Source organism: Actinomycetes bacterium (assembly GCA_036000965.1).
Taxonomy (GTDB): Bacteria; Actinomycetota; CALGFH01; order CALGFH01; family CALGFH01; genus DASYUT01.
This window is the reverse complement of sequence record DASYUT010000152.1, coordinates 20,158-42,518: the sequence shown is the minus strand read 5'-3', so window position 1 is coordinate 42,518 and position 22,361 is coordinate 20,158. Positions and strand designations below refer to the sequence as shown.

At 72.1% G+C, this 22,361-nt stretch carries 21 protein-coding genes and 1 pseudogene; 13 read left to right on the top strand and 9 right to left on the bottom strand.

Translation table 11 applies throughout. The features are described from left to right. The first annotated feature begins 12 nt into the window (after positions 1 to 12). The 3 genes and pseudogenes from VG276_13345 to VG276_13335 all read left to right on the top strand — a co-directional run bounded on the left by VG276_13345 (position 13) and on the right by VG276_13335 (position 3,951). Positions 13 to 963, top strand: a complete 951-nt coding sequence (locus VG276_13345; protein HEV8650357.1) for a hypothetical protein — start codon at positions 13 to 15, stop codon at positions 961 to 963. Between the two features lie 334 nt (positions 964 to 1,297). Beyond that, a pseudogene (locus VG276_13340) lies at positions 1,298 to 2,245 on the top strand (FIST N-terminal domain-containing protein). Next, entirely contained in the window at positions 2,227 to 3,951 is a 1,725-nt protein-coding gene (locus VG276_13335) for a bifunctional diguanylate cyclase/phosphodiesterase (protein ID HEV8650356.1), read from the top strand. The pseudogene VG276_13340 and the gene VG276_13335 overlap by 19 nt, the downstream one beginning before the upstream one ends. Positions 3,952 to 4,020: 69 nt before the next feature. Here the strand turns inward: VG276_13335 and VG276_13330 are convergent, their stop codons facing one another. The 9 genes from VG276_13330 to VG276_13290 form a co-directional block, all read right to left on the bottom strand. Further along, the gene (locus VG276_13330) at positions 4,021 to 4,917 is read right to left on the bottom strand and encodes an alpha/beta fold hydrolase (protein ID HEV8650355.1); all 897 of its coding nucleotides are present in this window, start codon (positions 4,915 to 4,917) and stop codon (positions 4,021 to 4,023) included. 128 nt (positions 4,918 to 5,045) lie between these two features. After that, positions 5,046 to 5,702, bottom strand: a complete 657-nt coding sequence (locus tag VG276_13325) for an HAD family phosphatase (protein ID HEV8650354.1) — start codon at positions 5,700 to 5,702, stop codon at positions 5,046 to 5,048. 71 nt (positions 5,703 to 5,773) lie between these two features. Beyond that, on the bottom strand, positions 5,774 to 6,010 hold the full coding sequence (locus VG276_13320; GenBank protein ID HEV8650353.1) for a hypothetical protein: 237 nt from the start codon (positions 6,008 to 6,010) through the stop codon (positions 5,774 to 5,776). Then, the gene (locus VG276_13315) at positions 6,003 to 7,265 is read right to left on the bottom strand and encodes a Rieske 2Fe-2S domain-containing protein (protein HEV8650352.1); all 1,263 of its coding nucleotides are present in this window, start codon (positions 7,263 to 7,265) and stop codon (positions 6,003 to 6,005) included. The genes VG276_13320 and VG276_13315 overlap by 8 nt, the downstream gene beginning before the upstream one ends. 12 nt (positions 7,266 to 7,277) lie before the next feature. Then, positions 7,278 to 9,086, bottom strand: a complete 1,809-nt coding sequence (locus tag VG276_13310; GenBank protein HEV8650351.1) for a PEP-utilizing enzyme — start codon at positions 9,084 to 9,086, stop codon at positions 7,278 to 7,280. Between the two features lie 48 nt (positions 9,087 to 9,134). Continuing rightward, positions 9,135 to 10,223 carry a PEP/pyruvate-binding domain-containing protein gene (locus VG276_13305; protein ID HEV8650350.1) on the bottom strand — a complete coding sequence of 363 codons (1,089 nt, stop codon included), beginning with the start codon at positions 10,221 to 10,223 and terminating at the stop codon, positions 9,135 to 9,137. Further along, the gene (locus VG276_13300; protein HEV8650349.1) at positions 10,220 to 11,299 is read right to left on the bottom strand and encodes a histidine phosphatase family protein; all 1,080 of its coding nucleotides are present in this window, start codon (positions 11,297 to 11,299) and stop codon (positions 10,220 to 10,222) included. The genes VG276_13305 and VG276_13300 overlap by 4 nt, the downstream gene beginning before the upstream one ends. Positions 11,300 to 11,309: 10 nt before the next feature. Beyond that, positions 11,310 to 12,218, bottom strand: a complete 909-nt coding sequence (locus tag VG276_13295) for a catechol 2,3-dioxygenase (GenBank protein ID HEV8650348.1) — start codon at positions 12,216 to 12,218, stop codon at positions 11,310 to 11,312. Positions 12,219 to 12,226: 8 nt separating this feature from the next. Continuing rightward, a complete protein-coding gene (locus VG276_13290; protein HEV8650347.1) occupies positions 12,227 to 13,138 on the bottom strand; it encodes a catechol 2,3-dioxygenase in 912 nt (303 codons plus the stop codon). Positions 13,139 to 13,330: 192 nt separating this feature from the next. Between VG276_13290 and VG276_13285 the strand changes: the two genes are divergently transcribed. From VG276_13285 to VG276_13240, 10 genes are all read left to right on the top strand, one after another. Beyond that, positions 13,331 to 14,017 carry a hypothetical protein gene (locus VG276_13285; protein ID HEV8650346.1) on the top strand — a complete coding sequence of 229 codons (687 nt, stop codon included), beginning with the start codon at positions 13,331 to 13,333 and terminating at the stop codon, positions 14,015 to 14,017. Continuing rightward, positions 14,014 to 14,856 carry an IclR family transcriptional regulator gene (locus VG276_13280; protein ID HEV8650345.1) on the top strand — a complete coding sequence of 281 codons (843 nt, stop codon included), beginning with the start codon at positions 14,014 to 14,016 and terminating at the stop codon, positions 14,854 to 14,856. Before VG276_13285 ends, VG276_13280 begins: the two co-directional genes overlap by 4 nt. Then, positions 14,853 to 15,644 (top strand): fumarylacetoacetate hydrolase family protein, encoded by a 792-nt coding sequence (locus VG276_13275; GenBank protein ID HEV8650344.1) that lies wholly within the window; start codon positions 14,853 to 14,855, stop codon positions 15,642 to 15,644. Before VG276_13280 ends, VG276_13275 begins: the two co-directional genes overlap by 4 nt. Positions 15,645 to 15,647: 3 nt before the next feature. Further along, positions 15,648 to 16,556 carry an acetaldehyde dehydrogenase (acetylating) gene (locus tag VG276_13270; protein ID HEV8650343.1) on the top strand — a complete coding sequence of 303 codons (909 nt, stop codon included), beginning with the start codon at positions 15,648 to 15,650 and terminating at the stop codon, positions 16,554 to 16,556. Next, entirely contained in the window at positions 16,553 to 17,626 is a 1,074-nt protein-coding gene (gene dmpG, locus VG276_13265) for a 4-hydroxy-2-oxovalerate aldolase (protein ID HEV8650342.1), read from the top strand. The genes VG276_13270 and dmpG overlap by 4 nt, the downstream gene beginning before the upstream one ends. Further along, on the top strand, positions 17,623 to 18,411 hold the full coding sequence (locus tag VG276_13260; GenBank protein ID HEV8650341.1) for a fumarylacetoacetate hydrolase family protein: 789 nt from the start codon (positions 17,623 to 17,625) through the stop codon (positions 18,409 to 18,411). Before dmpG ends, VG276_13260 begins: the two co-directional genes overlap by 4 nt. A 19-nt stretch (positions 18,412 to 18,430) precedes the next feature. Then, the gene (locus VG276_13255; protein ID HEV8650340.1) at positions 18,431 to 18,652 is read left to right on the top strand and encodes a tautomerase family protein; all 222 of its coding nucleotides are present in this window, start codon (positions 18,431 to 18,433) and stop codon (positions 18,650 to 18,652) included. Continuing rightward, positions 18,649 to 20,103: an aldehyde dehydrogenase gene (locus VG276_13250; protein HEV8650339.1), complete on the top strand. Its 1,455-nt coding sequence runs from the start codon at positions 18,649 to 18,651 to the stop codon at positions 20,101 to 20,103. The genes VG276_13255 and VG276_13250 overlap by 4 nt, the downstream gene beginning before the upstream one ends. Then, a complete protein-coding gene (locus VG276_13245) occupies positions 20,093 to 20,503 on the top strand; it encodes a Rieske 2Fe-2S domain-containing protein (GenBank protein ID HEV8650338.1) in 411 nt (136 codons plus the stop codon). The genes VG276_13250 and VG276_13245 overlap by 11 nt, the downstream gene beginning before the upstream one ends. A 184-nt stretch (positions 20,504 to 20,687) precedes the next feature. Then, positions 20,688 to 22,325 (top strand): response regulator transcription factor, encoded by a 1,638-nt coding sequence (locus tag VG276_13240; GenBank protein ID HEV8650337.1) that lies wholly within the window; start codon positions 20,688 to 20,690, stop codon positions 22,323 to 22,325. Positions 22,326 to 22,361 lie beyond the last annotated feature (36 nt).

Here is a 22,361-nt window from a genome sequence, read left to right as displayed (position 1 = left end):
ACCGTCGAGCGTATGGCTGAGGAACCACGACCGCGCGGCACGATCGTTGCCCTGGCGGCCGCGATCTGCCTCGCGGCGGCCGTCGCCGGATGTGACAGCCGAACGTCGTCGACGCCGGCGTCCACCGCGGCTGCTCGCCAGGAGACCACATCTTCGAGGTCTTCCCCGACCGGGACGTCCACGGCCACCACGAGGGCCGCGCCTCGGGTCAACGCCGACCCCGACAAGTTCGACCCGAAAGACTTCGGTAAGCCGGTTGGTGATGCCAATGCCTGGCTGCCGTTGGTCCCCGGCTACCAGTCAGTGAGGGACGGTACGCTCTTCCGTGGCCACAGGAAGCTTCATCACCGGCGCCGCTACACCGTCACCGACGTCTTGAAGGAGGTGAACGGGGTGCGTACGGTGCTCGTCCTCGACCAGGACATCGACGCGGGTCAGATCGCCGAGCAGGCACTCGATTACTACGCCCAGGACAAGTACGGCAACGTCTGGTACCTCGGGTCGTACACCGAGAGCTACGAGGGCGGTCAGTTCGTGAACGCCAACGACGCCTGGCTAGCCGGCGTGAAGGGGGCCACGGCGGGCATCGCCATGATGGCCGACCCGAAGGTGGGGATGCCCTCGTACGTGCAGGCCCGCATTCCCGGTCGCGAGATCCTCACCGCCGAGGTGGCGAAGCTTGGCAAGTCCAAGTGCGTCCCCTTCCGGTGCTTCTCGAATGTGCTGGCCATCCTCGAGGCAGGCAGCGAGTTCAAGTACTACGCCGCTGGTGTGGGCGCCATCGCCACCGAGCCCAATTACTCCGGCGGCGAGCAGGAGAAGGAAGCGTTGGTCAACGTCATCCAGTTGACGCCCCAGGGGCTGGCCGAGGCCAGTGCGCAGGCGATGAAGCTCGACGAGCACGCGAGGAGCACTGCCAAGGAGGTGTTCGCCGGCTCCGCACCGGCCAAGCGATCGCCATGAGGCAGGTTCGGAGACACTGTTGCATCTGGCGACCAGCCGCCTCGACTTTGGTGGTCGGCGACGACTGCCTGGTGCTGCCGCCCCCAGCTTCAGGCCGCACCTCCGACCTCGCGAGGGCTGAGCCTGTCCACCCACCCTTGGCCCTGTCTGGTGCCGTGGAGGGGTCGCAAGCCAGCCGGCCAGGCAGCTCGCGGCGGACTTGTGACGGTCGGGAGCTGCCTTGACCCGCCGGCGGCCAGCGCATCGGGATCTTCATGTCCGTGCCTGGTCGTGTCGATGATCCAGACGAACGCCGGACCGTGACCGGGCCCGGCCCTGCTGGAGGAGCTCGTGCATGGACGTCCGGTTGCTTGCATGGGAGCCGTCGACCGGCTGGTCAGCCCCGTTGCCCGGCAAGCTCGACGGACCCTCGACGCTGGTGTTGGCGTTCGGGTCGCCTCCGCAGGAGGTGGCGGCGGCGCGGCTTGCCGAGCTCGCGGCGGCGCTGCCGCAGGCGCAGCTGGCCGGCTGCTCGACCGCCGGGGAGATCCTGGACCGGCGGGTGGCAGACGGCGGCATGAGCGTGGCCGTCGCCCGCTTCACCCACACCACCCTACGGCGCGCTGAGGTGGACGTCGCGGCCCCGACCGACTCGCGGCGGGCGGGCCGTGAACTGGCAGGGGCGCTGGTCGCGCCGGGACTGCGCGGGGTGCTGGTGTTGTCCGACGGGCTGCGGGTCAACGGCACCGAGCTGCTCAACGGCGTCAAGGAGGTGCTGCCTGCCGGTGTGGTGGTCAGCGGCGGGCTCGCTGGCGACGGCGACCGCTTCGCGGCCACGTGGGTAGTGTGCCAAGGCCGCCCGACCGCCGGGGTCGTCTCGGCGGTCGGCCTGTACGGCGACCTGATCCAGGTCGGGCATGGCTCGCGGGGTGGCTGGGACAGCTTCGGGGTGGAGCGGCAGGTGACCCGCTCGGACGGCAACGTGCTGTACGAACTGGACGGCGAGCCCGCGCTGGCGCTGTACAGACGGTACCTGGGCGACCGTGCGGCCGGGCTGCCCGCCACGGCGCTGCTGTTCCCCCTGGCGTTGTGCGCCGACGACGGCGGGGCTGGGCTGGTCCGCACCGTCCTGGCGGTCGACGAGGCCGAGCAGTCGATGACCTTCGCTGGCGACGTGCCGCAAGGCGGCCGGGTCCAGCTGATGCGGGCGAACTTCGACCGGTTGGTGGAAGGCGCCGCGACGGCCGGGCGGCAGGCCCGCCGCGGCCAGGACACCGGCGCCGGGTGCCTGGCGGTCGCGATCAGCTGCGCGAGCACGACGAGCGCCGCTTCCACGCGCTGCTGGCCGGATCCTCTGACACCACCATCGTGCTCGGCGCAGCCGGCGAGGTCGCCTACGTCAGCTCGTCGGCCGCGCGAGTGCTGCACCTGCCCGCCGACGAGCTACACGGGCATCCGATGGCGGCGTTCGTCCAGCGCCACGTCCACCCCCACGACGCCAGCCACCTCACCGCCAAGCTGCAGCAACTGCTCGGCACTGCGGGCTGCGAGGAGGTGGTCGAGTTCCGCCTGCGCCGGCCGGACGGCACCTGGCGTGATGTCGAGGGTCTAGGCCGCAACCTGCTCGGCGACGAGGCCGTGCGCGGGGTGCTGCTCACCCTGCGCGACGTGAGCGAGCGCAAGCAGCTCGAGCGCGCCCTCACCCGCCATGCGTTCTCCGATCAGCTCACCGGCCTGCCCAACCGCACCCTCCTCCACGACCGCACCCAGCAGGCGCTGCGTCTCGCCGGCCGGCAGGGTCTGACCGCCGCGCTGCTGCTGGTTGACCTGGACCGCTTCAAGGAGGTGAACGACACCCTCGGCCACCACCACGGTGACCTGCTCCTGCAACAGGTCGCCGAACGCCTGCACGGCACCACGCGCGACAGCGACACGGTCGCGCGCCTCGGCGGCGACGAGTTCGCCGTGCTGCTGCCGCAGATCGCCAGCGTCCAAGACGCGACTGCCGTTGCCGACAAGCTCAGCGCGGCGATCGAGGCGCCGTTCACGGTCGGCGGGCTGACCTTGGATATCGACGCCAGCATCGGCGTGGCGACCTACCCCGACCACGCCACCGACGCTGACGAGCTGCTGCAGCGCGCCGACGTGGCGATGTACGCCGCCAAGGCCGCCCACGCCGGATACACGGTCTACGACCCCACCCTCGACCAGCACAGTCCGCGGCGGCTCGGCCTGCTCGGCCAGCTCCGCCGCGCGCTCGCGGCCGGCGAGCTGGTGGTGCACTACCAGCCCAAGGCCGATGTACGCTCCGCGCGGATCCTCGGCGTCGAGGCGCTGGTGCGCTGGCAGCACCCCGAGCACGGCCTGCTCGGCCCGGGCGAGTTCATCCCGCTCGCCGAGACAACCGGGCTGATCCGCCCGCTCACCTCCTTTGTGCTCGACGCCGCCCTGCGCCAGTGCCGCGCCTGGCTGGACGCCGGCCGCGAGCTCTCAGTGGCGGTCAACCTGTCCGTCCGCTGCCTCCTCGACCTCACCCTGCCCGACCAGATCGCCCGGCTGCTTGAGGACACCGCGGTCGCCCCCGAACGCCTGGTGCTGGAGATCACCGAGAGCGCGATCATGACCGACCCGACCCGGGCGCTGGAGATCCTCAACCGCCTGCACACGCTGGGCGTGCAGCTGGCGATCGACGACTTCGGCACCGGCTACTCCTCGATGGCCTACCTCAAGAGCCTCCCGGTGCACGAATTGAAGGTCGACCGCTCGTTCGTAACGCACCTGCGCCACAGCCAGAGCGACGCGGTGATCGTCCGCTCGACGGTGGATCTCGGCCACAACCTGGGCCTACGGGTGGTCGCCGAGGGTGTCGAGGACGAGGCGACCTGGCAGGAGCTGGCCACCCTCGGCTGTGACACCGTGCAAGGCTACTACCTCGCCCGGCCGATGCCCGCAGCCGAGCTGGTCGCTTGGCTGGCCGCGCAGCCGCAGCCGGACGCCTCGCACGACTGACCCCAGCAGCCAGGTGGAGCGGCTTGTTCCCGGGCTCCAGGCCCCTGACGCTCTGCCTGTCCGGGGTGCTCACCTGCCGACCGGCGGACCGCTTGCGAGAAGGTCGTCCACGATCTCGCCGAATGAGGCGACCGCGATCGAAAGATGTCCTTCCTCGGCAAGGAGCCTCGGCCGCGCGCCCGGCACGTGGGCTGCGAGCCACCGGCCATGTGCGAACGGCACCATCCGATCCTGACCGCCCTGCCACACCACCACCGGCACGCGGATATCGTCCAGCCCGAAGCCCCACGACCGCGTAAACGCCAGGTCGTCATCGAACCAGCCCCAAATGCCGTTCGACACGGCTTGCCGGAACGACGCCGCCACGTACGCAGCGAAATCGCCGGTGAGCGCCGTGACGTCGACTGGCGAGACCAGGTCGCCAAGCGCCGCAGCCACCTGCTCCCCGGTCAGTCCCGCGAACGCCCGGGCTTCGCGCTCCAGATAGGCCTGCAGCTCCGACGGGCCGGCCAGCGCCGCGCCGAACTCCTCGTGGTTCTCCCGGCCCATCCCCTCAAGGAAATCGAGCCCGGCGGCGCCGAACGGCCCGACGCCGGCGATCGTGGCGCACGAAAGCACCCGGTCGGGCAGGAGCGCGGCGCAGGCGAGCGCATGCGGACCGCCGCCCGACCAGCCGGCTGTGTAGAACCGGCTCGCGCCGAGCTGTTGGATGATCGCGAGAGTGTCGGCGGCGCAGTCGGCGATCGCACGACCCGGCTGCCGTGCCGAGCCGCCGTACCCGGGCCGTGAGTAGGAGACCAGCCGCAACTCCCGCACCGCCGTGGCCTTCGCGAAGGGCGGAAACTGGGTCCGCGCCGACGGCGTACCGTGGTGGACCACCAGCGGCGTCCCCTCGTCTGGACCCGAGACGCTGACCTCGAGCGACCGGCCGTCGGGCAGGGCGAGCGCAAACGACGTGACGTTCATGGCAGGGCAAGTCTGGCCCGCCCTCCCGCCGGTCGTCTACCCAGCGCCGGAGGTGATCGGCCCCGGTGACCTACCTACTGCCGCGCCCTAGGTCCTGCCGCGCCCTGGGTCGGCCGACCTTCATGGCCTCAACCTGAGGCGTTGTCGTGGCTGCCGTCGAGCAGTGCGAGGGCGCGGGCGTAGGACTCGGCGGGGCGAGTCGGGTCGAACAGCACGGCGCGCATGCCGGCGGCGCGTGCGCCGTCCACGTTGACTGGTTGGTCGTCGACGAACACCGCATCCGGCGCGGTCACGGCGAGCGCCTCGAGAACCGTCCGGTAGGCCGCCGGCTCAGGCTTCCGGACGCCGACGGTCGCCGCGTCCACCAGTGCGTCCAGCTGCGACAGCACGCGAACGCCGTCGATCCAGTCGGGGTCGTGGAACAGCGTCAGGTCGTTGCTCAGGACGCCGACCCGGACACCTCGCGCCCGGGCCGAGCGGATGGCCGCGGTCGCCTCCGGTCGCACGATCTCGTCCTCAGGGCCCGAATAGACCTGCCGCATCATGGCCGGCACCCCCGACACACCGGTCACGGCGCCGAACTCCGCGGCGCGGGCGGTCCAGTACTCCGGCTCGCTGACTGCGCCGGCCGCCAGGCTCCGCCACAGCGGATCGGCGCCAGGATCGAACGGGCCCCGCCAGTCGAAGGTCCGCGGCGGCAGCCCGAGCCGGCGCTCGGTCGCCCGCAGCAGCTCGAATGGTGTCCGCAGCACCGGCCCGCCGAAGTCGAGCACGAGCGCCCTCATCCGGGCCCCGCCCGCCGCACGGACACCGACACCCGCCGCGGGCGCCTCGACCTCGCCGCCCCACACCGGCGCTACCCGGCCGCCTCGTGCCCGACGTGCCGCTCGACCTGGACGACGGTCCCCGTCCAGTCGCACGAACCGCACCAGCAGTAGAAGACGCGGTCCTCGGCGGCCCAGTACTCCACCACCAGCCCGCCGCGGCCGGAGATCGGCGCGCCGCAGCGGGGGCAGTGCCTGGGCGCGTCGAGCAGGTGGCGCTCGGCGTCGGGGGCGAACCAGGCGGTGGCCGCGGCCCACTCCTCAGGCACCGGCTGGCGCCTCGGTGCGGGCGGCGGCCGCGTCGACGTGCAGGCGCAGCAGCTCCTTGAGCTGTGGCGAGTAGCGGGAGAAGCCCTGGTTGATCCACTGGATGGCGAACTCGCTGCCCGCGCCGAACTTGTTCTTCTCGCACGGCAGGTCGATGCGCTCGTTGGCGGCCGGGTCGCGCACGACGGCGATCGGGTCGCGGCCCTCGGCCACCGCGACGAGCTGTTGCTTGTACATCTTGCGCATCAGCGCGACGCCCACGTCGGACTTCCCGAGGTGCTCCACCGTCCGGTCGGTGATCGCCCCCTGGGTCACCCAGGCCATGATGTCCTGCCCCTCGACGTAGTCGACGATGTGGTTGCCGCGCTCGTCGAGCCAGGGCAGCTCGTAGTCCACCATCGCCGCCTGCGGCTCCCAGCTGCCGCCGTCGGGGTGGTGGACCGTGTAGAGCACGAACCAGGTGACCGTGTCGTCGACCGGCACGCGGATCTGCATCTGGTCGATCCCGGCGCCGCCGACCCGCATGCAGTACGGGAAGACCAGCGGGTGCCCGATCGCCCAGTCGTCGTCCTGCTCGGTATGGCCCTCGAGCAGCCGGCGCTTGATGATGCCGTGCTCGAACTCGTCGAAGGCCACCTTCACGTGCCGGCGCTGGAAGGACTTCGGGGCCTCGAAGCCGAGCGTCTTGCCGAGGAAGTCGAAATAGCGGCCGTGCAGCCACTCGACGTGGTGTGGGTCGACCGCGTTCTCCATGGTCTGCAGCCAGTTGCAGGGCAGGGTCGCGTGGCCGGCGTCACGCAGGCCGTCCATGAGGTAGACGTCGTAGCGCGGCAGCAAGGGGGCCGGCTGCGGGCCGACGTAGACCCAGACCATGCCGCCGAGCTCCTGCGCCTCGCCCGCCCTGGCCTTGACCCGGTCCCTGAACGAGGTCTTGTCCATCTCCGCCGGCTGGTCGAGGCAGGTGCCGTCGAGGCCGAACAGCCATCCGTGGTAGCCGCAGCGGATGCCGTCGGCCTCGACGACGCCGTACCCGAGCGAGGCCCGCCGGTGGGGACAGTGCTCCTCCACCACGCCGTACGCGCCGCCAGGGGTGCGGTATACCGTCCAGTTCTCGCCGAGCAGGCGGACCCGCCTGACCGGGAACTCGTCGAGCTGGCGGGTGAACGCCACCGGGTACCAGTAGCGCCGCAGGACCTCACCCATCGGCGTCCCGGGACCCACGCGGGTCAGCTCGGCGTTCTGGTCGGCCGTGAGCATGGTGGATCTCCTTCAGTCCAGGAGGGTGACCGTGCCGGCGTTGCCGTCCACGCGGATGCGCTGGCCGGTCTTGATGGTCTTGGTGCCGAAGGCCGTGCCGGTGACGGCCGGCAGCCCGTACTCTCGACACACGATCGCGGCGTGGGCCATCATGCCGCCGACGTCGGTGACGGTCGCCCGGATCTTGCCGAAGATCGGCGCCCAGCTCGGCGCGGTCAGCGGGGCCACCAGGATCTCGCCTTCCCGCACCTCGCCGATCTGGTCGGCCGAGAAGATGACCCGGGCCTCCCCTTCGGCGACACCCGGCGAGGCCGCGAAGCCCTTGAGGCCGCCGTCGGTCCCCGAGGCGCCCAGCCACTGCTTGACGCTCTCGCCGGTGATGCCCCACAGCATGATCGTGAACGGTTCGGTGACCACCTCGGGCGGCTCGCCGAGTGCCGGCGGCGGCGACCAGTTCCTGAGCGCGGTGAGGATGCGCTTGCGCCGTTCGAGCTCGCGCCCCCAGTACTTCGGGCCGCGCGGCTGCACCCCGACCGCCCACGCGCTGTACATGTCCCACAGCGCCTCTGGGACCTCGTCGCGCTTGAGGTAGAACACGTCGTTCTCGTCGCCGAAGAACCCTTCCTTGACAAACACGCCGCCGAGCTGGCGCATCTTGCGCCACAGCACGGAGTGGCTCCAGTGCTCGACGTAGAAGTTGTGGTTCTCCACGTACGGGAACACCACCCGCGCGAGCCCGAGCTTCTGCTCGAACGCGGCCCGGTCCTCGTCGGTCGCGAGCAGCTCGCCGTACTCGGCCACGATGCGGTCGCGCTCGGCGCGGATCGCTTCGATCGGCCGGCTGATGTCCACGCCGGAGCGGAGCTTGGCGATGTAGTCGCGCACGAACCCGAACGGGATCTCCAGGTGCTCGAGCCAGATCTCGTCGGTGTGGTAGAAGCCGCTGCCCGCGGAGAAGTTGAACCACGGCTGCGCGGACGCCTCCCACTCCGCCAGCCACGCCCGGCCAGCGTCGCTGGCCCGCAGCGCCTCGATGACCGTCGTGGGCGGGGTCGCGCCGAACGCGTCGCCGACGCCCGATTCGACCGCCAGGCGGGCGAGCTTCTTCAGCTCCTCGTCGGGCTTGAACAGGTCCACCTCGACGCCGGCGACCATCTTGGCGATCGCCAGGTCGGGGATGCTCGGGAAGACCTGCTTGCAGAAGCCGAAGAAGTCGAGGTAGGCGGCGTAGCCCAGGTTGAGGAACTCGAAGTGGTACTGCCACAGCTGCAGCGCCAGGTCCAGCAGCTTGTGGTAGCTCCGCTGGATCTCGAAGCCCGAGCCGACGCCGCGGCCCTCGGTGACGACCGCGAGGTCCTCCATGGCCGGCAGCGGCTCGAAGCGCAGCGTCTCCATCTCGCCGATGAGCCCGCGGATCTTCGTCATCCACTGCTCGTACAGCGTGTCCCAGTTCTGGAAGTAGAAGCCGGCGCGCTCGAGGAAGTGCGGAACCCTCGCCTCGACCTCCGCCGGGTCCGCGACACCCACCGGGGACAGGTAGGTGTAGCCGTTGAGCACCCGGTAGTCCACGCCGAGCGCCGGCGGGATCAGGTAGTGGCGGGTGTTGTACTGCGACAGCGACGCGAGCGCGTACTCCAGGAACGTGGCATCCCACGGCGTCAGCGCCTCCGGCCAGTGGACGCCGTCCTGGAACCAGAACATCGAGTCCTCGTACTCGCGGCGGTCCTCGCTGAACGGCAGGGAGTAGGTGTACAGCTCCTGCCATCCCTCGGCACCCGGTGGGGTCTCGATGTCGAAGGGACTGGGAAACCTGTCGGCCATGCCAGTGTCCTTTCCGTGCAGGCTGGTGGCGAGAGGCTCGGCGCCGCCTTAGGGTGGCCGCTCCTGGGTGGGGCGCGCGTGCAGCGGCGACAGCAGCGTCCTGACGATGCTGGACATGAAGTCGGTCCCCGGCACGGCCACCGGGGTCGGCTCCCGCCTGCTCCAGACCGTCTCGGGACGGGCCTGCAGCAGGATCACGTTGTCCCCCGCCGGCAGGTCGCGGTCCACGGCCCACTCGACGTCCTGCGCGCAGCCGTAGTGCTTCTCGGCCCGGCGGGCCAGGCGCGCGACGGCGCAGACCTCATCGTCGGTGAGGCTCGGGGCCGTGCGCCTGGCCTCCTCCACGGCCACCCGCCCGACCGTGTCGCCGTCGGTGAGGCGGTACTCGAATGCCTTGTCGGAGACCGTGCGCCGCGCGATCGTCCCCAGCACCTTGTCGACCAGGAAGCTGTCGGGCGTCACCTCGCCCGACACGACGCCCTCACCGAACCCCCATGCCGACTCGACGGCGACCTGGGAGCGGTCGCCGTCGCTCGGGTTGAGGGTGAACGCCACCCCGGACGCTCGCGGGTGGACCATCTTCTGCACCCCGACCGACATCGAGACGACGTCGTGGTCGTGTCCCATCTCCCGCCGGTAGGAGATGGCCCTTGCGGTGAACAGGCTCGACCAGCAGCGGGTCACCTGGCGCAAGACGTCGGCGGCGCCGCGGACCCACAGGTAGGTGTCGTGCTCGCCCGCGAAGCTCGCGTCCGGCAGGTCCTCGGAGGTGGCCGAGGAGCGGACCGCCACGGGCACGGCCTCGAGCTGGCAGCGCTCGCACAGCGCCTCGTAGGCCGAGCGCACCGCCCGCGCGACGCCGTCGTGCATGGGGACCTGCTCGAGGCGCCCGCGGATCGTGGCGCTGAGCTGCTCGAGGCCGGCCGCGTCGCCCAGGTCCATCTCGGCGAGCAGCCGCCCGACCTCCCGCCGCAGGTCGGCGTGGTCGCGCAGCGTGTGGTAGGCGCCGACGGTCACGGCGAAGCCCGGCGGCACGGGCAGCCCGGCGGAGAGCAGCTCGGCGAGGCTCGCGTTCTTGCCGCCGAGGAGCGGCCGCTGCGCCGGGTCGTACTCGTGCAGCCAGACGACGAAGGTCATGGCGACTCCCTCCCGGCGAGGACGATGCCCTGCCACCAGTCGGGCAGGTCGGCCAGCGGCGGGACGTGGACCTCCTGGACCCGGTTGCGGCAGGCGACGAGCGCCTCCTGGCCGCCCTCCTTCAGCTTCACCAGCACTTCCTCGGTGTTGTAGGGCTCGCCGGGGTCGTAGCCCAGCGCCCAGGTGGCGAACGCCCGGATCGGCCCGGAGTGGGTGGCGCACAGGATGCGGGCGCCCGGCGCCTCGTCGACCAGGCGGCCGAACCCGGCCCAGAAGCGGCGCACGCAGCTCGCCGGCGGCTCGAAGTGCAGCATCGGGACCGTCAGCCAGTGGTAGATGGGGTCCGCGCCGCCCTGCTGCACGTTCCAGAAGCGGTCCAGCTCGACCAGCCACATCGGGCGGTCACCGAGCGCGACCCGCTCGTAACGCTCCATCACCGCCTGGTAGATCCGGAAGGCGCTGGTGACGTCGCGCAGGCCTTCCGGGGTGGCGACCTGGAAGTTGCGGAACTCCGCCATCGGCTGGGGCTCGCCGACCTTGGCGTCGCGCCGCCACAGGTCCAGCCCGTCGAGCAGGCCGCGGTGAAGGTGCTCGGCGGTCTGGCGCGCGCGGTTGGTGTCGGCGCACACGATCCGCACCTGCTCGCCGTCGCGGATCCCCTTGGACAGGTCGAAGCCGCGCCGGTGCGCCTGCCAGCCGCCCAGCGGCGTCAGCCCGCTCTCGGTGGAGTAGCCCTGCGTCTCCCCGTGCCGGATGAGGTGGATCTGCGCCGCGACCCGCACGGTGTCCGCGGGTGCCGGCGGGACGATCTCCTTGGTCCGGGTGATGTCCGCCCACGAGCGGGTCACGCCGGGCGGCTCGCCCTCCATGACCGGCGGCGGCGCCTGCAGGGCGTCCGGGCGCGCCCGCCGCTCCCGGAACCGGCGCAGGTACAGCGGGGTCGCCGGGTCGTCGTCCCCGTCCCCCTCCCCGCTCCCGCGCGCCTGCCGCTCCAGGTAGCGGGCGAGGTACAGCGGCGGGTCCTGCCGCTCGGTCCTGGGGAACGCCGGGCGGGCGGGCGGGTCGTCGGAGGCCATGTCGTCCCCTCTAGCTGTGCACGGTGAAGAAGCGCTGGTTGACGGCACCCTCGTAGTAGAAGATCGCGCGGCCCATCTCGGCCTCGGTCCAGGTGACCGGCTCGTGGTCGGGGTCGACCCAGTAGCCGCCGGTGAACATCTCGTTGCGGTTGCCGGCCGGGTCGAAGAAGTACACGGTGAAGCCGCGCGTCGCGCCGTGGCGGGTGGGGCCGACGTCGATCGGCACCCCATGGTAGGCGAGCGTGTCCGCCGCGGAGCGCACGTCGTTCCAGTCGTCCAGCCAGAAGGCGAAATGGTGCAGCCCGCCGTTGGGGCCGGTCACCAGCGCGATGTCGTGCGGGGTGTGGGACACCTCCAGCCAGGTCGCCAGCTGGTGCCCGTCGTCGGCGAGGATCTGCTCGGTCAGCCGGAAGCCGAGCAGCTTGAAGAACCGTGTGCCCTCCTCGACGTCCTCGGCGGTGACGAAGATGTGGTCCAGCCGCGGCGGCGCGATCCCGACCAGGCCGAGGGGCCGCGGCGGCGGGTTGGTGCGGGGCAGCAGGTTGCCCACCTTCTCCATGCCGTGCACCAGCTCGCAGCGGTGGCCGGTGGGCGTGTCGAAGCGGATCGCCTCGCCGTGCCCCGGGGCGAGCTCGCCGCGGGCGTGGCGGGTCACCTGGCCGCCGTACTTCTCGACCACCCGCTCACACTCCTCGAGGTCGTCGGCGTCTTCGACCTTGAAGCCCATGTGCTCCAGGCCGTAGGTCGGGGCGTAGCGCAGCATCACCGAGTGGTGCTCGTGCTCGTCCCAGCACTTGAGGAAGACCCGCTCCGCCTCTCGCCCGGTCTCGAGCAGGCCGAGCACCTCGGTGTAGTAGGCCGTAGCCAGCTCGAGGTCGGGGACCCGGACCTCCACGTGCGACAGGCGCAGGACGCCCATGCTCCCTCCTACGTGTGCACCTTCATGAAGCGCTCGCTGAGCTCGCCCTCGTAGTAGAAGATCGCGCGCCCGATGTTGTCCTCGGTCCAGGTGATCGTCGGGAAGTCCGGGTCTGGGCGGTAGCCGCCGGTGAAGACCTCGTTGCGCGTCCCGAGCGGGTCGAAGAAGTAGATGGTGTTGCCGCGGGTGATCCCGTGGCGGGTCGGGCCGACGTCGATCTGCACGCCGTTGTAGGCGAGGATGTCGGCCGCCTTGCGCACGTGGTCCCAGTCGTCGAGCCAGAAGGCGAAGTGGTGCAGCCCGCCGTTGGCTCCGGTGACGACGGCCAGGTCGTGGGGGGAGTGCGAGCGTTCCAGCCAGACGCCGATCTGGTGGCCGTTGCCGTCGAGCAGCTGCTCGGTGAGCCGGAACCCGAGCAGGTCCATGTAGAACCGGGTGGCCTCGCCCACCTCCTCCGCGGTGACCAGGACGTGGTCGATGCGGGGCGGGGCGATGCCGCGCAGGCCCTGGGGCGGGAACGGCGGCGGGTTCACCTTCGGCAGCAGCCCGCCAACCTTCTCGACCTCGCGCACCAGCTCCATGAGCTGCCCGGAGGGCGTCTCGAAGCGGATCGACTCGCCCTGGCCGACCGCCTCGCCGCGCGAGATCCGGCGCACCGGGAAGCCGTAGGCCTCGACCCGCGACTCCAGGGAGGCGAGGTCCTCGTCCCGCTCGACCTTGAAGCTGATCAGATCCAGGCCCACACGCGGCGCGTAGCTGAGCCTGAGCGAGTGGTGGTCGGTCTCGTCCCAGCATTTGAGGAAGACCTCGCCGGCGGTGCGCTCGACCTCCAGCAGCCCGAGCACCTCGGTGTAGTACGCGGTGGCGAGGTCGAGGTCGGGGACGCGCACGTCCACGTGGGAGAGTCGAAGGATGCCCATGTGCGCTCCGATGGTGTGACCGGACGGGGCCGTGGCGTCTGTGTCTGGTGTGACCGGACGGGGCCGTGGCGTCTGTGTCTGGTGTGACGGACGGGGCCGTGGCGTCTGTGTGGCGCCGACGTTACGACCGTCCCGCTCCGCGGGAAAGAACACCTTCCCGCATGGAGGAACGGGAGGTATGGTCGGCGGACCATGACGGACACGCGACCGCAACCCGGAAGCCCGGAGCAGATGCGCCAGGCGATGGCGGACTTCGTGGCCGCGGTGCACGAGGCCTACCTCGCCCAGGCCCGGCTCCTGCCGCCCGCCGAGCGGGCGCGGCTTCCCCTGCTGCGCGCGGGGCGGCTGACCGTGGCCGCGGCCGGGGCGCGCAACCTGCACGTGCTGGCCACGTCGGAGGAGCTGCCGGCGCCCGTCGGGCAGGAGGTCGAGGTCAGCGGCGAGGCCGAGGGGCTGGCCTGGGACCTGCGCTTCTTCGACCCGGTCGTGCTGCCGCCGCTCGGCCTGGTCGACGAGTCGGCCGGGGCCGCGCCGGCGGAGGTGCGACGCATCCTCGGGCTGCGGACCTACCTCTACCACCTGGTCGTGCAGCCCGGCTCGCAGCTCACGCCCCACCACGCGACCCACGCCGGCGCCGGGCTGGCCAACGCCCACGCGACCGCCGCGCGCGAGCTCGAGGCGATCCGCGCCCAGGCGCCCGGCCGCGAGGAGCTGGTGGACGAGCTGGCCGGGGCGACGATCGCCGGTCTGGTCCGGGCGCAGGCGCTGTTGGCCCGCGCCATCGCCCCGGGCGACAAGGCGGTCGAGGCGGCCGCCGTCGAGCCCGGGACGCTGCGGGCGGCGCTGCTGCACGCGCTGGGCGGGAAGGAGCGACGATGACTGCGCCGGGCGGGCGCGAAGGAGCGACGAAGACTGCGCCGGGCGGGCGCGACGGGTCCAGGCTGTCGTCGGTCCAGAACGCGGCGCGGCTGCTCAAGGAGTTCGGCTCCGGCGAGCGGGAGCTGGGCGTGAGCGAGCTGTCCCGCCGGCTCGGGTTGGGCAAGTCGACCGTGCACCGGTTGCTCGCGACGCTCACCGACGAGCGCATCCTGGAGCACGACCCCGCCCGTGGGACCTACCGGCTGGGTCTGGTCATCTACGAGCTCGGCGCGCGCGTGTCGGTGCACCGCGTGCTCCACGACGCCGCGACGCCGATCCTCGAGGCGCTGCGCAACGCGACCAAGGAGACAGTCCAGATCGCCGTGCTCGACAGCCGCGAGGTGGTCTACGTCGAGCGCCTGGAGAGCCCCCACACCCTGCGCCTGTTCGGCAGGATCGGGCACCGCAACTCGGCGCACTGCACCAGCAACGGCAAGGTGCTGCTCGCCCACCTGCCCGAGGACCGGCGCGAGGCGCTGCTCAGGGGCTGGCGGCCGGAGCGCAGGACCGCCTACACGATCTGGCAGTGCCCGAAGCTGCGGGAGGAGCTGGAGCGCGTGCGCGCCCGCGGCTGGGCGACCAACATCAGCGAGAGCGAGGTCGGCGTGGCCAGCGTCGCGGCACCCATCCGCAACGCCCGCGGCGAGGTGATCGCCTCGGTGAGCGTCGCCGGGCCGGTCCTGCGGCTGGACGGCGAGTCGCTGCGCCGGTTCTTCTGCTCCTCCGTGGTCCAGGCCGCCGACGCCATCTCCGCGCGGCTCGGCTACCGGCCCGACGCCGTCGCGGGAGGTGCCTCGTGACCGCCGTCGAGGAACTGGCCCGGGCGCTGCACCGGGCGCGGCGCGACCGGGTCGCGATCCCGCCGCTGACCGACGCCTGGCCGGACATGACCGCGGCCGACGCCTACGCGGTCCAGCAGCATCTGGTCGGGCTGCTGCAGGCCGACGGGGAGGGCGAGGTGGTCGGCTACAAGCTCGGCCTGACCAGCCGTCCCATGCAGGAGCTGCTCGGCGTCGACCAGCCGGACTACGGACCCGTGCTCGCCGCGCACGTCCGTCCCGCCGGGGTGCGGATCGACGTCGGCCGGCTGATCCAGCCGAAGGTCGAGGCGGAGATCGCGATCGTCCTGCGCGAGCCCTTGTCCGGGCCGCGATGCACGGCACTGGACGCACGCCGGGCGGCGGCCGGCGCGGTCGCGGCGATCGAGATCGTCGACTCGCGGGTGGAGAACTGGCGCATCCGGCTCGCCGACACCGTCGCCGACCTCGCCTCCAGCGGCGCCATCGCGCTGTCCAGCCGGCTGGTGCCGCTGCAGGGCCTGGACCCTCGCCTGATCGGCATGGTGTTCACCCGCAACGGCGAGCTGGTCGCCACCGGCGCTGGCGCGGCGGCGCTGGGCGACCCGCTGCACGCCGTCGCCTGGCTCGCCAACACGCTGCACCCGCTCGGGGCGACCCTGGCGGCCGGGCACGTGGTGATGACCGGCGCCCTGCACGCCGCCGTCCCGCTCGGCGAGGGCGACGTGTTCCGGGCCGAGTTCGACCGGCTCGGTCCGGTCTGGGTCGTCGCCGTGCGAGAAGGGAGCTGAACCGTGACGCTGTCCTGCGTCGTCATCGGGTCCGGGAACATCGGGACCGACCTCATGCACAAGCTGCTGCGCTCCCCGACGCTGCGCCTGCGCGCCCTCGTCGGCATCGACCCGGACTCCGACGGGCTCGCGAGAGCACGGGCGCTGGGAGTCGACGCCACCGCCGAGGGGATCGACTGGGTGACGGCGCACGCGGACGAGATCGACCTGGCCTTCGAGGCGACCAGCGCGCGGGTGCACGTGCGGCACGCGCCGCGGCTGCGCGCGGCGGGCGTCGCGGCGGTCGACCTGACCCCGGCCAAGCTCGGGCCGGCGGTCGTGCCGAGCGTCAACCTGCTCCATCACGTGGACGCGCCCGAGGTCAACCTGATCACCTGCGGCGGCCAGGCGACCGTGCCGATCGTCGCGGCGGTCAGCCAGGCCTGCGCGGTGCCGTACGCGGAGATCGTGTCGACGGTGTCCTCCCGCTCGGCCGGCCCAGGCACCCGCCAGAACATCGACGAGTTCACCCGAACCACGGCCCGGAGCCTCGAGGAGGTCGGCGGCGCGCGGCGCGGCAAGGCGATCATCGTCCTCAACCCGGCCGAGCCGCCGATCCTCATGCGCAACACGGTGTTCTGTGCCCTGCCCGAGGGCTGCGACCAGGGGGCGGTCGCCGCGTCGATCGAGCGGATGGTCGCCCGCGTCGCCAGCTATGTCCCCGGCTACCGGCTGAAGAGCGCGCCGGTCTTCGAGGAGGGACCGTACCGAACTCCCGGCGGGACGGCGCCGGCCCGGGTCGCGGTGCTGCTGGAGGTGGAGGGTGCGGGCGACTACCTGCCGCCGTACGCCGGCAACCTCGACATCATGACGGCGGCGGCGGTCAGGGTCGCCGAGTCGCGGGCGGAGGCGCGGGCGGGGGTGCCGGCATGACCGCGTTCCGGCTGACCGACTCCACCCTGCGCGACGGGTCGCACGCGCTGTCGCACCAGTTCACCCCCGAGCAGGTCGCCTCGATCGTGCGCGGCCTCGACGCGGCCGGCGTGCCGGTCATCGAGGTCAGCCACGGCGACGGGCTGGGCGGCTCGTCATTCAACTACGGCTTCTCCAAGATCGACGAGCGCGACCTGATCTCCGCCGCCGTGGCTGCGGCGAGGCGGGCGCGCATCGCCGTGCTGCTGCTACCGGGCATCGGGGTGGCCGACGACCTGCGTGAGGCGCGCGAGCGCGGCGCGCAGGTGGCCAGGATCGCGACCCACTGCACCGAGGCGGACATCGCCGAGCAGCACATCCGCCTGGCGAAGCGGCTCGGCATGGAGGCGGTCGGGTTCCTCATGATGAGCCACATGATCGAGCCGGAGCAGCTGCTGGGGCAGGCCCGGCTGATGGCGTCCTACGGCGCGGACTGCGTCTACGTGGTCGACTCGGCGGGCGCGATGACCACCGCGGACGCGCGTGCCCGCGTCGGCCTGCTCGCCGAGAGGCTCGGCTGCCAGGTGGGCCACCACGCCCACAACAACCTCTCGCTCGCCGTGGCGAACTCGCTCGCCGCGCTCGACGTCGGCGCCGCCCAGCTCGACGGGTGCGCGGCCGGGCTCGGCGCGGGCGCGGGCAACTGCCCGACCGAGGTGCTGGTGGCCGCCTGCGACAAGCTCGGCCTGGACACCGGGGTCGACCCGCTGCGCGTGCTCGACGTGGCCGAGGACCTGGTGCGGCCGCTGCGCCCGGCGATGGGCGTGATCGACCGGGCCGGGCTGCTGCTCGGCTACGCCGGCGTCTACGGCTCGTTCCTGCTGCACGCGCAGCGGGCGGCGGAGCGCTTCGGCGTCGACGTCGGCGACATCCTGCTCGAGCTGGGGCGGCGCAAGGTCGTCGGCGGCCAGGAGGACATGATCCTCGACGTCGCGCTCGAGCTGGCCCGCGGGCTCGCCGAACCGTCCGTGGCGGAGGGGTCCAGGGAACCCCGAGGGGGCGCCCGGGTGGATCAAGAGGTGCGCACGTGAGCCCGCCTCCCGTGGACGTCGCGGCGCTGGCCCAGCGTCTCGCCACGTGCCGGCTGGAGCGCGTGGCGGGTCAGGGCCTCACCGTCGACCACCCGGGCCTGGACCTCGACGCCGCGTACGGCGTGCAGGAGGCCGGCGTCCGGCTCCTGACCGACGCGGGCGAGCGCCTGATCGGCTACAAGCTCGGCCTGACGAGTCGGGCGAAGCAGCGGCAGATGCACGTCGACGAGCCGCTGTACGGAGAGCTGACCGACGCGATGCTGCTGGACGTCGGCGAGCCGCTGGTCGCCGCCGAGCACCTCCAGCCGCGGGTCGAGCCAGAGATCGCCTTCCTCATCGGCGCCGATCTGGCCGGCGAGCGGGTCGGGGCGGCGCAGGTCCTGGCGGCGACCGCGGCGGTGACCCCGGCGCTGGACGTGCTCGACTCGCGCTACGCCGGCTACGCGTTCACCCTGGCCGACGTCGTCGCCGACAACGCCTCGGCCGCGCGCCTGGTCCTCGCCGGGGTGCGCCATCCCGCCGACCGCCTGGACCTACGGCTCGTCGGCTGCCTGCTCGAGGTCAACGGCAGGCTGGTCGCGACCGCCGCCGGTGCGGCCGCACTCGGCCACCCGGCGGGCGCCGTCGCCTGGCTGGTTCGCGCGCTGGCGCGCCGCGGCCGTGGCCTCACCGCGGGCGACATCGTGCTCTCGGGCGCGCTGACCGAGGCTGTGGCGGTTGCACCAGGCGATGTCGTCCTCGCCAGCTTCGACCGGATCGGTACTGTCGAGTTACCCGTGCGCTGAGGCGCCCGAGGAGGTCCTCATGCCCTTCGTCCGCATCGACCTCGTCCGCGGCCGCGACAAGGCGGTGCTCATGCTGCTGGTCGAGGAGGTGTCGCGGACCGTGGCGCGGACCCTCGACACGCCGATCGATCGGGTGCGTGTTCTCGTCTCGGAGGTCGACCCCGATCTCTGGGGCATCGGGGGCGTCCCGTACTCCGTCGCCCGAGGCTCGTCGTCGTCCCAGGAGGGGAGCCAGCCATGACCCATGTCCGGCACTTCATCGGCGGGGAGTTCGTCGGATCACTGTCCGGACGCACGTTCGACTCCGTCTCCCCGATAGACAACACCGTGTGTGCCACGGTGGCCGACGGCGCCGTCGAGGATGCCGACCGAGCCGTCGAGGCGGCCCGCCAGGCCTTCGACGCCGGCCCGTGGCCACGGATGACGCCCGCCGAGCGTGGCAAGGTGCTGCACCGCGTGGCCGACAGCATCGAGGCGCGGCTGGACGAGCTCGCGGAGTGGGAGACCCGCGACATGGGCAAGCCGCTGACCGAAGCGCGCACCAAGGACGTGCCCCGCGCCGCCCACAACTTCCGCTTCTTCGCCGACTGCGCCGTCCAGGCGCACGACACGGCGCTCCATGCCCCGGGCGGCATGTTCACCTACACCGTGCGAGAGCCCGCGGGCGTGGCCGCGCTGATCTCCCCGTGGAACTTCCCGCTCATGCTCGCGACCTGGAAGGTGGCTCCGGCGCTCGCATTCGGCTGCACCGCCGTGCTCAAGCCGGCCGAGCAGAGCCCTGTGACCGCGTCCATCCTGGCCGAGATCTGCGCCGGGGCTGGCGTGCCGGAGGGCGTGCTCAACGTCGTGCAGGGCTTCGGGCCAGATGCCGCCGGCGAGCGGCTCACCACGCACCCGGGCGTCGATCTCGTGTCGTTCACCGGAGAGAGCGCGACCGGCAGGGCGATCATGGCCAACGCCGCGCCCACCCTGAAGAAGCTGTCGTTCGAGCTCGGCGGCAAGAGCCCCAACATCGTGTTCGCCGACGCCGACCTGGACCGCGCCGTCGCCGTCTCGATCGACGCGAGCTTCCGCAACCAGGGCGAGGTCTGCCTGGCCGGGAGCCGGCTCCTGATCCAGCGGCCGGTGTACGAGGAGTTCCTCGCACGCTTCGTCGCGCAGGCCGAGGCGCTGGCCGTCGGCAACCCGCTCGACCCCGCGACCCGCATCGGCCCGGTCGTGTCCGTGGAGCACCTCGGCAAGGTCACCTCCTACGTCGAGCTCGGCCAGCAGGAGGGCGCAAAGCTGCTCACCGGCGGAAACCGCGTCACCGACGGAGCGCTCGCCCGCGGGAACTACCTCGCTCCGACCGTGTTCGCCGACGTGGACAACTCGTGGCGGGTGTCGCAGGAGGAGATCTTCGGTCCCGTCCAGGTGTGCATGCCCTTCGACACCGAGCAGGAGGCGGTCACCCTGGCCAACGCGAGCCCGTACGGGTTGGCGGCCATGGTCTGGACGCAGGATCTGGACACCGCCCACCGGGTCGCGGGAGCCGTGCGCGCCGGGACCGTCTGGGTGAACTGCTTCTTCCTGCGCGACCTGCGTGCGCCGTTTGGCGGCATGAAGAACTCGGGCATCGGCCGCGAGGGCGGCCCGTACAGCGAGGAGCTGTTCACCGAGGCGAAAGCGGTCGTGACCCAGCATGTCCCCTGAGCCCGGCGCGGCCGACCACATCGCGCACCCGCCGATCGAGGCGCCCGCGGGACGCCTGGAGGACTTCCCGGTTGGCACCGTGCGCCTGGTGCAGGTGGCGGGCCGCCGGATCGCCGTAGGCAACGCGCGGGGCTGCCTGTTCGCCGTCGACGACGCCTGCCTGCATCGCAGCGGGCCGCTGGCGTGCGGCCACCTTGACGGCTGGGTGCTGCAGTGTCCGCTGCACTGGTGGCGCTACGACGTCCGCACGGGCGCGCGGCTCGGCCAACCGGGACCGCGCCTCGACGTCTGCCCGGTGCGGGTGGTGGACGGCGAGGTGCGGGTGACCGTAACGCCCGCTCCACCAACTCGGTCATGGCGTGAGATCCTGCTCGAACACGCACGGACCGGCGCACAGTAAGTCGCGGCGACTGGCGCCGGGTGGAATGACCAACGGAATGACCGGCGCCGCTTCCCTCGGAATGACCGGCGCCGCTTCCCTACGGAGACTGCTAGCTGATGGGCTGACACCGGGATTGACATGCTCGGGCCTCGCTACGCTACCGGGGTGCGGATCAGGCGCCAGCTGGGAGGCGAGCCGAACGGTGGGTGGGGACGGTGAGCTTGCCCGGGGCCGGGAGGCCGCCGAGCGGCTGGCGTGGGCGGATGCCTACACCGCGCTGTCGCTGGCCGACCAGTCGTCCCCCTTGGCAGCCCAGGATCTGGAGCTGCTGGCGACCGCGGCCTACCTCCTCGGCCGCGTGGAGGACTGTCTCGGGGCGCTGCAGCGCGCCCAGCAGCTGTATGCCGAGGGCGGCGACCGACGGCGGGCCGCGCGGTGTGCGGGCTGGCTGGGGTTTCACCTGAGCATTCGAGGGGATCTGGCCCAGGCGAGTGGTTGGTTCGGCCGGGCCAGCCGGCTCCTTGAGCATGAGCGGCAGGAGTGTGCCGAGCACGGCTACCTGCTGATTTCGGCCGCGTTCCAGCAGCTGCTGGCGGGTGACTACCCGGGGGCGCGGGAGACGTTGGCCCAGGCGGCCGGGATCGGCGCTCGCACCGGTGACGCCGATCTGGTCGCCTTCGCGCGGTACCTGCAGGGCCGCGCCCTGGTGTGGGAGGGTCGGGTGGGCGAGGGCCTGGCCCTGTTGGACGAGGCCATGGTGGCGGTGGTGGCCGGCGAGCTGTCACCCACCGTCGCCGGCACGGTCTACTGCGGGATGATCGAGATCTGCCAGGAGATCGCCGAGTTGCGGCGCGCCCAGGAGTGGACCGAGGCGCTGACGGCCTGGTGCGGGAAGCAGCCGGACATGGTCACCTTCACCGGCCAGTGCCTGGTCCACCGCGCCGAGATCCTGCAGCTGCACGGGGCATGGCCGGAGGCGGTCCAGGAGGCCAAGCGGGCGGGTGAACGGTTCGCCCACGCTGCCGACGACTACGCCAGCGGCGCGGCCTTCTACCAGCAGGCGGAGCTGTACCGGCTCTCCGGGGACTTCACGGCGGCCGAGGACGCCTACCAGCAGGCCAGCCAGTGGGGCCGCGAGCCGCAGCCGGGGCTGGCCCTGCTGCGGCTGTCGCAGGGCAAGACCGACGCGGCCGCGGCGGCGAGCCGCCGTGTCGTCGCCGAGACGAGCGAGCGGTTCAGGCGGGCCAAGCTGCTGCCCGCCCAGGTCGAGATCATGCTGGCGGTCGGCGACCTCCGGGCGGCACGCGACGCCGCCAATGAGCTGACCGAGATCGCCGGCGGTTATGGCACGCCGGCGCTGCGGGCGGTGGCCGACCATGCCCGGGGTGCGGTGCTGCTCGCCGACGGCGACGCCCAGGCCGCGCTGGTCGCGCTGCGCGGTGCGTGGCAGGTCTGGCGGGAGCTCCAAGCGCCGTACGAGGCCGCTCGGGTGCGCGTGCTGGTCGGACTCGCCTGCCGCCAGCTCGGGGATCAGGAGGCCGCGGCGATGGAGATGGACGCCGCCCGCAGCGTGTTCGCGCAGCTTGGCGCCGCGCCCGACCTCGCCCGCCTCGAGGCGCTCGCCCGGTCGGAGGCCGCCTCCAAGGCCCACGGGCTGACCGAGCGTGAGCTGCAAGTGCTGCGGCTGCTGGCGACCGGCAAGACCAACCACGCCATCGCTACCGACCTGGTCCTGGCCGAGAAGACGGTCCACCGCCACGTGAGCAACATCTTCACCAAGCTGGACGTGTCCTCACGCGCAGCGGCCACCGCCTACGCCTACCAGCACCGCCTCCTGTAGCCGCGCCTGCAGAGAAGAACTACCCAGGCCCTCGGC